The following is a 12,462-nucleotide window of genomic DNA, read 5'->3' as shown; positions in this document are numbered from 1 at the left end:
CAGTCACTTCTCAAGCACGCCCGTACGGATAAATCAGAGGGCTAACAACTTATTATGCCGACGGTTTCCGTATAAATGCCTTGTAGAGGATATTTATATGGACAATTTCCGTATAATTCGCCTAGAGAGGGTAGTTATATGGAAAGTTCACTCGAAAACTTTGGCGCTGTCCGAAGATGGTGGCACACTAACGAACAGCTAATCCCGAAAATCTCGTATTCAGATTGCCGGGCTATGGTGATGCGATGTTAGTTCGTTTTTTGTTCACCAGATTCTTGGAACAGTACAACTCGCTTCTTTGTTCTCTTGGCTTCATACATGGCAGTATCGGCATTTTTGAAAAGAATGTCGGCCGTTTCTCCATCTGTGGGATATATGGCAATACCGATACTTGCTTTTATCGAAAAAACATTCTCATTAAACTTGCAGGGTTCAGCAATCCGATCTATCATCCGCTTTGCAAGAGAAATTACGTCGGCTGCTTGCTTGACTTCCAACAACAGGCAAACAAATTCGTCGCCTCCCCAACGACTCACTCTATCTTCTCCTCGTACAAAAGTTTGTAGCCGGTTTGCCACCGTCACGAGCACCTGGTCTCCCGCATCATGACCATGAGAGTCATTAATATTCTTAAATTTATCAATATCAATAAATAGGAGAGCGAGTCTCCGGTCGTGTCGCTTTGCCTGAATCAATCCGTGGTCGAGACCCTGTTCAAATAACACACGATTTGGCAGTCCGGTGAGTGCGTCCTGAAGCGCAATTTTCTGCGCTTCTTCTTCTTTGATTTGCGCTTTTGATAAATCGACGCGCACTTCGGCCAACTCGGTTTTCGTAGCGGCGAGTTCAGATTCAATACCCATTCGGTCAGCCAACTCTTTGGAAAGTTTGGTGTTGACTGACTTCAAATCGGCTGCTGCCTTTGTAACTTTATGTTCAACATCTTCATTCTGAGTAAGAGCCTGTTTTATAACCTGAACAGGGATTTCTTCTTGGTTAAGGACTTTATTTACTGATGTGAGTTCATTGGCCGCATCTTTGACGGTTTTTTTGATTTTCTCATTTTTCTTAAGCACGTGGCCAAGCGAGGCTTTCTTGACGGACGCGCTTTTGTTAGCATCTTTTGATTTCATCAGTATCTCTCTTTGTATAGAGCAGGCTAACTCATTGTTAGAGGGGAAAATTCTGCCTAATATGCCAATATGCTTCTCTAAGCCCGCTTGCCCAAGAGCTGATCGCGCAGCGACTTGATGCGATCGCGAAACTTAGCCGCCTCCTCAAAGTCGAGGTTCTTTGCGGCCTCTTTCATCTGCTTTTCAAACTGACCAATCAGTTCAGGAATTTCTTCCAGCGGCAGTTCTTCCTTGTGCTCGTAGACCTCCTCTAGCTCGTGGGCACTGAGGCGGCGCGACACTTCGAGAAACGACAGAATTGAGTTGCTGTTGCGGCGAATAATCGACGTGGGGGTAATGCCGTTCGCCTCGTTGTGGGCGGTTTGAATGGCGCGGCGACGCTCGGTTTCGCTGATCGCCCTGGCCATGCTGTCTGTGAGGTTATCGGCATAGAGAATCGCCTGACCGCGAATGTGGCGGGCGGCGCGACCGATGGTTTGGATGAGCGATCGCTCTGCCCGCAGAAACCCTTCTTTATCCGCGTCCAAAATTGCCACGAGGGAAACTTCGGGTAAATCCAACCCCTCCCGCAGCAGGTTGACCCCCACCAGCACGTCGTAGAGCCCCTCCCGCAGGTCCTGGATGATCTCAATCCGCTCAATGGAGTGGATCTCGGAGTGCAGGTAGCGCACCCGCACCCCGTGCTCGTCGAAATAGTCGGTCAGGTCTTCGGCCATGCGCTTGGTCAGGGTGGTGATCAGCACCCGCTCCTGGCGGGCGGCCCGCTCTTTGATCTCGCCCAGTAGGTCGTCCACCTGGCCCTCGGTGGGGCGCACAAAGATCTCGGGGTCGAGCACCCCGGTGGGGCGAATGATCTGCTCTACCACCTTGCCGCCTGAGATCTCCATCTCCCAGTTGCCGGGGGTGGCGGAGACAAAGATGCACTGGTTCACCTTGTCCCAAAATTCTTCGGCTTTCAGCGGGCGGTTGTCGGCGGCGCTGGGCAAACGAAAGCCGTGGTCGATCAGCACCATTTTGCGGCTGCGATCGCCGTTGTACATGCCGTGAATCTGGGGAATGGTGACGTGGGATTCGTCAATCACCAGCAGCCAGTCTTTGGGAAAGTAATCGAGCAAACATTCCGGCGGCGACCCGGCGGTGCGCCCGGCCAAATGGCGGGCGTAGTTTTCCACCCCGTTGCAGTAGCCCACCTCGCGGATCATCTCCAGGTCGTAGCGGGTGCGCTGCTCTAGGCGCTGGGCCTCCAGCAATTTCCCCTCTTTCTCCAGTTCCTCTAGGCGTTCCTTCAGCTCGTCTTGGATGGCCTGGCAGGCCTCTTCGATGCGATCGTCCGGCGTGACAAAGTGCTTGGCCGGGTAGATGCTCACCCCATCCATACTTTGCAGAGTGGCCCCGGTGATCGGATCCACATAGCGCACGGCGTCGATCTCGTCGCCAAAAAACTCAATGCGAATGATGCGGTCTTCGTAGGCGGGGCCGATTTCCAGCACATCGCCTTTAACGCGGAACTTGCCCCGGCCCAGATCTAAATCGTTGCGGGCGTACTGAATCGAGGCCAAATCGCGCAGCACCTGGCGCTGGTTCACCTCCATGCCCACCTTCAGCGGAATCGAGGCTTTCAGGTATTCCGACGGAATCCCCAGACCGTAGATACAGCTGATCGAGGCGACTACAATCACATCTTTGCGCTCGAACAGGGAGCGGGTGGCCGAGTGCCGCAGCATGTCGATCTCGTCGTTGATCGAGGCGGTCTTGGCGATGTAGGTGTCGGTGGTGGGAATGTAGGCCTCGGGCTGGTAGTAGTCGTAATAGCTAATGAAGTACTCGACCGCGTTGTCGGGGAAAAACTCGCGCAGCTCGTTGCAGAGCTGCGCGGCGAGGGTTTTGTTATGGGCTAGCACCAGGGCGGGCTTGCCAATCTTGTCGATGACGCGGGCGACGGTGTGGGTTTTGCCCGTGCCGGTGGCCCCCAGCAGGGTTTGGTACTTGGTGTTGTCTTGCAGAAACTTGGTCAAGCCTGCGATCGCCTTTGGCTGGTCTCCCGTCGGCTCAAAGGGAGCCTGAATATTGAAGTCGCCCATAGGTCAACAATCGGTACAAAGACACTACTACGTTTCTTTATGATGCCTGATTTTGCTCTCGATGGTGGTTACAGCCATGACCGATAGGGAGAAAGAGTTGGTAAGGAAAAGGACTTTAAAGCCATACCGGTATAATCAGCCAACCCTAGCAGGAGCAGTAAGCTCATGGAAACACAAGAATTCATTGTTCAAGCCACCCACCATTCTCAGCAGACAATTATCTGCTCCTTAGCAGATAAGCTACTTAGAAACCTTCCAATCCCCGTTGTTTTCTTTTATAGAGAGAGTGTAGATCAAAAGACATTGATAGACTCCCTAAAGAAAGTCCTGGGTGACTTTCCAATTTTCGCGGGAACTTTAAAGGTCAAGGGCGACGATCTGCTTTTAGATTGTAATAACAGAGGAGTGCTCTTTGCGATCGCCAAGGAAGAGGGTACAGTTGATGATCTGCTTGGTGAATTGCCAACAATTGAGAAAAAAAGACTTGTTCATACAATTGACCCTAAGCAAACGGTAGCTAGCCAAGGCCCTCTAATGACTATCAAAGTCACCTACTTTGCCTGCGGTGGCATGGTGTTGGGCATCTGTTGGCATCACTCTGTTGGAGATATGCATACCTTTATGTATTTTATGGAAGCATGGTCTAAAACAGTTAGTCAAGCCGACTACGCTATGCCTCTAATTGTGGAATCAAGAGATGGATACCTTCAGGAAAATTTAAAGGATAATCACAATACCACTCCTGGCGTGCGTTACCTAAAACTAAAAGACCTGCTCGAATTGCTATTTTACATGGCGACCAAAGCACGAGATAAGGTTAGCCTAAGGTTCTATTTTTCTGATGCTGAACTGGAGAGCATGAGGCAAGATTTTATCAAAAAATCCGGTGAGAACCTATCTAAAAATGATGTTCTTTGCGCTCATGTTTTCAGCATAATTTCTGACCTAGACGATTATAAAAAGCCCCGATATTTAGCAAGGGCGATAAACTACAGGTCTAAAATGAACCTGCCCGACAACATTATGGGGAACTTTGTTTCGAGTATTAATACATTTGTGCATAAGGAGCTTGAGCCTTTTCAATTGGCAAAACAACTGAGGAATTCGATCAATAGCTTTGAGCAAGTGCATGCGGATTTCTTTTCCACAAAAAGATACATCGAGGCTCAGGCTGGATCTAAGAAGATCGATAGATTTGTTGGGAAAAGCATTGATCCTGTTAAAAGAAATCTGCTAATGACTAGCTGGGCTAATTTTGGAATTTTTGATGTGGCATTTGGCGAGTTAAAACCATTTTATTTCAGCTCTTTTGGAGATTACCCTTTCCCTTGGATATCAAGCTTGGCTGAGGGTTTCTCAGGGAATGGATTGATTTACTCTGCACTCTTACCCACTAAGTTGGCGAAGAAGCTAGTGCAAGAGAATACTCTGCAAAGAATACACAACTATCGTGACCCCCAAGAGTCATTGCCAGAGTTGGCAGAAAAATTAGCATGGCTTCTATAGACGACACTGATCTCTTAAAGAATATTTCAACACCACAAACTTTCTATAGCAAAAGGTAAAGGCTCGACACCGTGTCTTTTGACAAAGCTTGGCGGGCAAGGCATGTTAGCTAGACCCACTGCTTCGGGCAAAACATACTGGCATGAACCCATCTAACCTAGCTATAGATCAACCCCCGACCACTCTATCGCCTGGGAATCGCTTTTATCGTACGGTGTGGCGCTGGCACTTCTACGCCGGGCTGTTTGTGATTCCCTTCATGGTTGTGCTGGCTGCGACGGGCATTGTTTATCTCTTTAAACCGCAGCTAGATGCGGCTATGTATCACGACCTCATGTTTGTGCAACCTAGTCCTGCTGTGTTGCCTTATGTGGAGCAAATCCAGACTATAGAGAGAGTCTATCCCGCAGCAGCGGTTACCCAGGTTACGCCACCCGTAGCCGCCGATCGCAGTACCGAAGTGCTGGTGACAACGGCGGATGAACGCAATTTGATGGTGTTCGTCAACCCCCACAGCGGCGAGATTTTGGGCGATCGCGATGAGGACAATAACTTCCAGGCGATCGCCCGGAAAATTCACGGCGAGTTACTGATTGGCAAGCTAGGGGATTATCTAATTGAGCTAGCCGCCTGCTGGGGTTTAGTGCTGCTAATCACAGGGCTGTATTTGTGGTGGCCGCGCCAAAAGTTTGCGGTTTTGGGCACCTTCATTCCGCGCCTCTGGAGCCAGAACAAACGGATAGTTTGGCGAGACTTACATGCCGTCCCAGGATTTTATGGCGTTCTTTTAATTGGGTTTCTGATTCTTACCGGTTTGCCCTGGACTGGTTTTTGGGGAGATACCTTTGCCCAAGTGTGGGGCCGGTTTCCAGCCCAAATGTGGGATGACATTCCCCAATCCGCTGTATTGACCGGCTCTCTCAACCAGCGAGGCCAGGTGGTGTCCTGGGCCGTAGAACAGCTGCCCATGCCTCAGTCTGCCTCAGGCCAAGCCGATCACTCGGGTCACCACGGTAATTTGATCCCGGCCCCTGGCTCGGCCTCCGGCACCGCCATTAGCCTTGACACTGTGATTGCCCTAGCCCAGGCCGAGGGCGCACCCCCCGGCTTCAATGTAACGCTGCCGGAAGGAGAGACCGGGGTTTTTACAATTTCGGCCTTCCCTCCCGACCCCACCCAAGAAGTGACCCTGCATGTTGATCAGTACAGCGGTGCCGTGCTGGCCGACGTGCGCTGGCAAGACTATGGTCTAGTCCCTAAGGCCGTGGAGATGGGAACGGCCATTCACATGGGGAAATATTTTGGCTTCGCCAATCAGTTGCTCATGCTGGTGGCGGCGTTGATCGTGCTGCTGCTGGCCATCACTGGAGCTGTAATGTGGTGGCAGCGTCGGCCCCAGGGAGCTGGGCTGATCGGCGCCCCGGCCATACCCGCCCATGTGCAGAACTGGCGCATGCCCCTGGCAATTGTTGCGGTTCTGGGGCTGGTGTTTCCCCTGGTTGGTCTTTCCCTGGTCGTTGTGCTGCTGTTGGACTACATTGTGTTGAACCGCATTCCTGCGCTTCGGCGTATTTTGGGTTGATGTTGACACCGCCAGACATCGAACAATTCATCACCAACGGCTATGTCCGGGTAGAGCAGGGGTTTTCGCGCGAACTGGCCGATACCTGTCGAGACATGCTCTGGGCCGATACGGGGTGCGACCCTGGCGATCGCACCACCTGGCAAAAGCCCGTTGTCTGGCTCGGCGACTACACCCAAGCCCCCTTCGTTCAGGCCGCCAACGGGCCAAACCTGCACGCCATGTTTGACCAACTCGCGGGGTCAGGGCAGTGGAAACCCAGATTTAGCGTCGGTTCCTTCCCCATCCGCTTTCCCTCGAGGGAAGACACTGGAGATACCGGCTGGCATGTAGATGCCAGTTTTTCGGGGGAAGACTCCGATGTCAACGACTTTTTGTCGTGGCGCATCAACATTCATTCGCGGGGTCGGGCGCTGCTGATGCTGTTTCTCTTTTCAGATGTGGGGGAGTTAGATGCGCCAACGCGAATTCGAGTCGGCTCCCATCAAACGGTGGCCCGCCTGCTCGCGCCTGCTGGAGAAAAAGGCCTGACTGCCCTAGAGTTGAGCAACCTGTTATCGGCCACAGGCGGCTGCCCCGAGATAGCCGCAACGGGGGAGGCCGGAACCGTATATCTCTGCCACCCGTTTCTGGTGCACGCAGCACAGATAAACCGTGGCTCCCAACCTCGTTTTATGGCCCAACCGCCGCTGTTTGCCGCTAAACCTTTTGATTTTGAAGGCAAGCATGAATCGTCTTATGTACCCATTGAGCAGGCGATTCGCGCCGCCCTAGGGAAGCAGGATGTTGAGTAGATATTCCCAAAAACGAAAGCAGTTCGTAGCCACGGCTGTAGTTGTGCTGGCCCTTGCCTACGCGTCCACTTGCTTAGTTCTACGGCTGCGGCAGCGTCATTTGATTTACCGGCCTGGTGCAGAACTGTCGATGCGTCCTGATGCCCCAGATTTCAACCTTCCCTACGAGAATATCTGGAACCAGTCGCCGATTCTCAGGCACAACTCCACGGCTGGTGGATTCCTGCCCCTACTCCACAGGAAAACTTTGTTCTTTTACAAAATGAGCCGACGAACATTCTGACCTCGCCCAAAGTGATGCTATACCTCTGTGGCGTCGGTCGAAACATGGGGGACTACAATTACCTGGCTCGCGTATCAGCTTTTCGGCAGTTGGGCTTTTCAGTACTGGTGTTTGACTATCGAGGGTATGGCCTAAGTGCGGGTGATTTTCCCAGGGAGGCGCAGGTTTATCAGGATAGTCAAGTCGCTTGGAATTACCTACAGAATGTGCGCCAGATTCCGCCTGAGCACATCGTAATTTATGGGGAGTCTTTGGGTGGGGCGATCGCGCTAGATTTAGCCGTCAAACATCCGGAAGCAGGTGGATTGATTATTCAAAGTTCGTTCACTTCAATGGCAGAGGCGATCGGACACAGAAAAATACTCCGACTTTTCCCAATCGATCGGCTGCTAACTGAGCGATTTGATTCGCTCTCTAAAATTCAATCGCTCCAGGTGCCAGTTTTATTTCTGCATGGCAGTGCTGATTCAGTTGTTCCCCCAGAGATGAGTCAACAGCTCTATGAGGCTTCGTCTGAACCCAAGCAATTATTTTTAATTTCTGGCGCTGACCATGTGAGAATTTATCAACCTGGAGAGCAGTCATACCTAAAAGCGATTCAAAGGTTTATTGAATTTATCCAACAGCAAAACGTGAGCCAACCCTATGAGCATTCTAAGGGTGCATAAACTTTCGAGAAAAGACGTTATTCTTTTAGTTGATGTGAAGGAAGTAATTGCGCCATGCTTCAGTCTAAGGATCGCTAGGCCCAAACCAAGCCTGGGTGCAAGGGTTAAAGATTGGCCCAGAAGGGCGTTGGCGCAGCCCCTCCAAAGGAGAACCGCATCTCTTTAAGAACTGTGAAGCCAACTGCCCGGTTTTCGCGGTTCCCGTAAGGCATTGTTACGGCGAGACTTGCCAGGCTATAGAGCTTTTTATAATAGAGGTTGTAGCCGCATCGCCCCTGGCCTGGCTCCATCGCTGTCTCTATCGCTGCACCCCATATCGTGCAACAGAGAGCCTAAAACGCGGGCCTGTCAAACAGGAGATTCACCGCCATGTTCAAAAAAATTCTGGTTGCTCTCGACAATTCTGCCCACCGGCAAGAGGTGTTTCAAAAAGCCCTCGACCTAGCCGCAGCCACTGGGGCAGATCTGATGCTCGTGCATGTGCTTTCGGCCTACGAAGAAGGCAGCCCTGGCATTCCGATTCGCTCATACCAGGCCTACTACCCTGTGCTTGAAGACTCGACCTGGCGGCTCTACCAAAAACGCTGGGAAGAATTTGAGGCCCAGGGCATTGCCCAACTGCGGCAAGAACTCGATCGCGCCAAAGCCGTTGGGGTCAGCGCCGAGTTTACCCAGGCCACGGGCGAACCCGCCGCCACTATCTGCCACGTCGCTGGCTCCTGGGGCGCTGATCTAATTATGGTGGGTAGCCACGGTCGCAAGGGCCTCAGCGAGCTGCTGCTAGGCAGCGTCAGCAACTATGTGATGCACCACGCCGACTGCTCGGTGCTGGTGGTGCATCACAACAAAGGTACCCTGACCGCCCCCGTTGAGACCGCCGTGGCCGGTACTACCGCCTAGTGCGGCCCACCGATTAGGAAATAGCTTTTTGCTCACGGATTGCCTCAGCCAGCGCAAAAAAATGGCTCCTAGCTGACGGGCCAGGAGCCAAACTATAAATTAATTGAGTAAGAGTAATGCGCTATGGGCGGTAAGCGATGACCTGTCGGCCAGCAAACAAACTCCGGTAATGACCAGCAGCCTTAGGCCTTACGGGAGTAGTACTCAACCACCAGCAGTTCGTTGACGTTGAGGGCGACCCATTCGCGCTCAATGACGCCGTTGACTTTGGCGGTGAGCTTGGCTTTGTCGAGCTCAAGGTGGGCGGGCACGTTGGCCAAGCCGGGGAACTCCAGGTTGGCTTCCACCAGTTTCTTAGAGGCGTCGCGATCGCGCACGGTGATCACATCACCGGGTCGGCACTGATAGCTGGGGATCGACACCACGCGGCCATTCACGCAGATGTGGCCGTGGTTAACGGTCTGTCGGGCCGAGGGGATGGTCGGCCCGAAACCGAGACGAAACACGGTGTTATCGAGCCGCATTTCGAGCAGTTGCAGAATGACCAATCCGGTTGAACCACCGGCCTTACGGGCTTTTTTCACGTAGCGCAGCAGCTGCTTCTCGGTCAGACCGTAGTTAAACCGCAGCTTCTGCTTTTCTTCTAGCCGCACCGCGTATTCAGACTTTTTCTTGCGGTCTTGACCGTGCTGCCCCGGGGGATAAGCCTTGCGGGGGGATTTGCGGGACAGACCCGGTAGCTCACCCAAGCGGCGTACAACCCGCAGGCGAGCGCCTCTATATCGCGCCATAAACGTTTACTCTCCGAACAATGTCTAGGTTGGAAGCAATTTCCAAAGATTCTAATCTTAGCGCTAATAGGCGATTGGATCAATGTTTGTCAGACAGGATTTGAATTTTGGGTTTTAGATGTTGGATTTCGGGTAAACAGTGCGGGCCATCTCATCCACCCCCCACCTACTCCCTAATGCTGGCTCAGGCGGCTGAGGAAGGATCTGAGGCGATCGCTGCGGGGATTGGTAAACACCTCACCGGGGATGCCCTCTTCTTCGATCACGCCGCTGTTGAAGAACAGCACCCGGTTCGAGACTTCGCGGGCAAACTGCATTTCGTGGGTGACCACAATCATGGTCATGCCTTCTTCGGCCAGCTGGCGCATGACGCCCAGCACTTCGCCCACTAGCTCGGGGTCGAGGGCGCTGGTGGGCTCGTCAAACAGGATGGCTTCGGGGCGCATGCAGAGGCTGCGGGCGATCGCCACCCGCTGCTTTTGCCCGCCGGAGAGCTGCTCGGGGTAGGCATCGGCGCGATCGCCCAGGCCCACCTTAGCCAGGTACTGGCTGGACAGGTCGCGGCAGTCGGCCTCAGAATGCTTGAGCACCTTACGGGGCGAGAGCATCAGATTCTCAATTACCGTCAGGTGAGGAAACAGATTGAAGTGCTGAAATACCATGCTCACCTGGCTGCGCAGGTGGTAGAGCGCGTTCCAGGGCAGCTTGGGGGCCGACATGTCTTGGCCCATCACCTCTAGATGGCCCTGGTTGATGGCCTCCAGCCGGTTGAGGCAGCGCAGAAACGTGCTCTTTCCGCAGCCCGAGGGGCCAATAATCGACACCACGTCGCCTTTAGTAAAGGAGGTGCTCACCCCCTTCAAGACCTCCAACGAGCCGTAGCTTTTGTGCAAATTGTCGCAGGCGATTACGGGCGTGGCGATCGCGGGCATAGTGGTCGTCATGGGCGGGCGCAATGACAGAACGTAGTCTCTACAGAGAATCACCGGCAACCGGAGACATCTGTATCGCACAATACATTTTATCCCAGAGGGAATTGACTATGGTGCAACACAATCCGGATTGCGATCGCCCGGAAGCTGCCGGAACTTAGTTGTTGTAGATTGTCGCCGCCATGGTTTTTCGTCCGTTTGGGTTGCGCTGGGTAAAGCGTTGTTTAGCATTGGTGTTGGGACTGCTGCTTGGAATCGGGGCAGCTCAGCTGACCGGCCTAGCTCAAGATGCTCCAGCGGTGTGGGAAGTGGGCACCGAACCCGCCTTCCCGCCCTTTGAGATGAAGGACGACGCCGGGAATCTGGTCGGCTTTGACATTGAGCTAATGACGGCTATGGGCGAAGCCGCCGGGCGCGAGGTGAGATTCATCACCCTGCCCTTTGATGGCCTAATTCCGGCCTTGCAGTCGAGAACTATTGATGCAGCCATCAGCGGCATGACCGTCACCGCCGAGCGAGCCCAAACCATCGATTTCACCCGACCCTACTTTAAGGCGGGTTTGGCGATCGCCGTGCGCCAAGACAACAACGACATCACCACCCTCGAAGATCTGGAGGGCAAGCGCATTGCGGTGGCAATTGGCACTACCGGAGCCGACCAGGCTGGCCAGGTAGAAGGGGCCACCGTCAGCACCTTTGACAACTCGCCTTTGGCTCTGCAAGAGCTGCTCAACGGTCGAGTAGACGCCGTGGTCAACGACTTGCCCGTTACCCTCTATGCCATTCGCGAGGCCAACCTAGAGGGCCTCAAAATCGTCGGCGAGCTAGTCACCGAAGAGTACTACGGGATCGCCATCCCTAAGAATTCTGACGAACTGGCGGCGATGAATGACGCCCTCGCCACCCTGCTGCAAGACGGCACCTACGCCGAGATCTACCAACGCTGGTTTTCCGGTGAGCCACCAGAGCTGCCGGTAGTCGCTCCATCCCTGGCAGAGGCTGGCACCGCTACGGGTCTGGCCTGGGGGCGGCTGTTCCAAAACCTGATGAAAGGCGCATGGATCACCATTCTGCTGACTGCATCTTCATTCTTGCTGGGGCTGATTGGCGGGTCGCTGGTGGCCTTTGCCATGATTTCGCCCTTTAAACCCCTGCGCTGGCTGTGCCGCATCTACGTCGATTTCTTTCGCGGCACGCCCATGCTGGTGCAGCTGTTTATGATTTACTTTGGCCTGCCCGCCCTGTTCCAGAGCCTGGGCTTTGACCTCAGCTTTAACCGCATCTTTGCCGCCGTGCTGGCCCTCAGCCTCAACGTTGCCGCCTACCTAGCGGAAATTCTGCGCGGCGGCATTCAGTCCATCGATCGCGGCCAGTGGGAGGCGGGCGAATCCCTCGCCATGAACCCGATCGAGACTATGCGCTACGTCGTCTTCCCCCAGGCCTTTCGCCGCATTTTGCCCCCGCTCGGCAACGAGTTCATCACCCTGATTAAAGACACCAGTTTGGCCGCCGTGATCGGCTTTGAGGAGCTGTTCCGCCAGGGCCAGCTGACGGTGGCGACCACCTACCGCGCCTTTGAGGTGTATTTGGCGGTGGCGATCGTCTATCTGGTGATGACCTCCCTGGCCTCCTTTGTCTTCAAGCGCCTAGAAGCCTACATGGACCCGATCAATCGGCCCAAGAAGGTGAAGAAAGACCCGGTACCCTCGGCGGTTGGGGTCTAGGGAATCGCTCTGGGGCAAATAGACGTTCTCTGACCGTGAATTTTGTAGGGGCACAGCAGGCTGTGCCC

At 53.7% G+C, this 12,462-nt stretch carries 10 protein-coding genes; 6 read left to right on the top strand and 4 right to left on the bottom strand.

The window, feature by feature from the left end:
• Positions 1 to 248 precede the first annotated feature (248 nt).
• Together VB780_RS07055 and uvrB are read right to left on the bottom strand one after the other, a co-directional pair.
• Complete coding sequence (locus VB780_RS07055; protein ID WP_323350428.1) at positions 249 to 1,133, bottom strand: GGDEF domain-containing protein; 885 nt, start codon at positions 1,131 to 1,133, stop codon at positions 249 to 251.
• A 77-nt stretch (positions 1,134 to 1,210) separates the two neighbouring features.
• Entirely contained in the window at positions 1,211 to 3,214 is a 2,004-nt protein-coding gene (gene uvrB, locus VB780_RS07050; RefSeq protein ID WP_323350427.1) for an excinuclease ABC subunit UvrB, read from the bottom strand.
• A 165-nt stretch (positions 3,215 to 3,379) separates the two neighbouring features.
• On the opposite strand from uvrB, the gene VB780_RS07045 reads away from it, so the two are divergent.
• From VB780_RS07045 to VB780_RS07025, 5 genes are all read left to right on the top strand, one after another.
• The gene (locus VB780_RS07045) at positions 3,380 to 4,720 is read left to right on the top strand and encodes an acyltransferase (RefSeq protein WP_323350426.1); all 1,341 of its coding nucleotides are present in this window, start codon (positions 3,380 to 3,382) and stop codon (positions 4,718 to 4,720) included.
• A gap of 142 nt (positions 4,721 to 4,862) precedes the next feature.
• A complete protein-coding gene (locus VB780_RS07040) occupies positions 4,863 to 6,302 on the top strand; it encodes a PepSY domain-containing protein (protein ID WP_323350425.1) in 1,440 nt (479 codons plus the stop codon).
• Positions 6,302 to 7,096, top strand: coding sequence for a phytanoyl-CoA dioxygenase family protein (locus VB780_RS07035; protein ID WP_323350424.1), 795 nt, complete (start codon positions 6,302 to 6,304; stop codon positions 7,094 to 7,096). Before VB780_RS07040 ends, VB780_RS07035 begins: the two co-directional genes overlap by 1 nt.
• A gap of 297 nt (positions 7,097 to 7,393) precedes the next feature.
• Positions 7,394 to 8,047: an alpha/beta hydrolase gene (locus VB780_RS07030; protein WP_323350423.1), complete on the top strand. Its 654-nt coding sequence runs from the start codon at positions 7,394 to 7,396 to the stop codon at positions 8,045 to 8,047.
• A 369-nt stretch (positions 8,048 to 8,416) separates the two neighbouring features.
• Positions 8,417 to 8,947, top strand: a complete 531-nt coding sequence (locus VB780_RS07025) for a universal stress protein (RefSeq protein ID WP_323350422.1) — start codon at positions 8,417 to 8,419, stop codon at positions 8,945 to 8,947.
• 182 nt (positions 8,948 to 9,129) lie between these two features.
• Here VB780_RS07025 and rpsD read toward each other — a convergent pair whose 3' ends face one another.
• Complete coding sequence (gene rpsD, locus VB780_RS07020; protein ID WP_323350421.1) at positions 9,130 to 9,738, bottom strand: 30S ribosomal protein S4; 609 nt, start codon at positions 9,736 to 9,738, stop codon at positions 9,130 to 9,132.
• 173 nt (positions 9,739 to 9,911) lie between these two features.
• Complete coding sequence (locus tag VB780_RS07015) at positions 9,912 to 10,682, bottom strand: amino acid ABC transporter ATP-binding protein (protein WP_323350420.1); 771 nt, start codon at positions 10,680 to 10,682, stop codon at positions 9,912 to 9,914.
• Positions 10,683 to 10,852: 170 nt separating this feature from the next.
• Here VB780_RS07015 and VB780_RS07010 point away from each other — a divergent pair, with 170 nt between their 5' ends.
• A complete protein-coding gene (locus VB780_RS07010; protein ID WP_323350419.1) occupies positions 10,853 to 12,394 on the top strand; it encodes an ABC transporter permease subunit in 1,542 nt (513 codons plus the stop codon).
• Positions 12,395 to 12,462 lie beyond the last annotated feature (68 nt).

Source organism: Leptolyngbya sp. CCNP1308, assembly GCF_034932455.1.
Classification (GTDB): domain Bacteria; phylum Cyanobacteriota; class Cyanobacteriia; order Phormidesmidales; family Phormidesmidaceae; genus Nodosilinea.
Note: the sequence above shows the minus strand (reverse complement) of the source record. Positions and strands in the feature narration are given on the sequence as shown.

What these genes read in the sequence shown, in the direction of transcription:
- rpsD (WP_323350421.1), bottom strand. Translation starts at nt 9,738, where the DNA reads ATGGCGCGATATAGAGGCGCTCGCCTGCGGGTTGTACGCCGCTTGGGT.
- VB780_RS07040 (WP_323350425.1), top strand. Translation starts at nt 4,863, where the DNA reads ATGAACCCATCTAACCTAGCTATAGATCAACCCCCGACCACTCTATCG.
- VB780_RS07035 (WP_323350424.1), top strand. Translation starts at nt 6,302, where the DNA reads ATGTTGACACCGCCAGACATCGAACAATTCATCACCAACGGCTATGTC.
- uvrB (WP_323350427.1), bottom strand. Translation starts at nt 3,214, where the DNA reads ATGGGCGACTTCAATATTCAGGCTCCCTTTGAGCCGACGGGAGACCAG.
- VB780_RS07025 (WP_323350422.1), top strand. Translation starts at nt 8,417, where the DNA reads ATGTTCAAAAAAATTCTGGTTGCTCTCGACAATTCTGCCCACCGGCAA.
- VB780_RS07030 (WP_323350423.1), top strand. Translation starts at nt 7,394, where the DNA reads ATGCTATACCTCTGTGGCGTCGGTCGAAACATGGGGGACTACAATTAC.
- VB780_RS07015 (WP_323350420.1), bottom strand. Translation starts at nt 10,682, where the DNA reads ATGACGACCACTATGCCCGCGATCGCCACGCCCGTAATCGCCTGCGAC.
- VB780_RS07010 (WP_323350419.1), top strand. Translation starts at nt 10,853, where the DNA reads ATGGTTTTTCGTCCGTTTGGGTTGCGCTGGGTAAAGCGTTGTTTAGCA.
- VB780_RS07055 (WP_323350428.1), bottom strand. Translation starts at nt 1,133, where the DNA reads ATGAAATCAAAAGATGCTAACAAAAGCGCGTCCGTCAAGAAAGCCTCG.
- VB780_RS07045 (WP_323350426.1), top strand. Translation starts at nt 3,380, where the DNA reads ATGGAAACACAAGAATTCATTGTTCAAGCCACCCACCATTCTCAGCAG.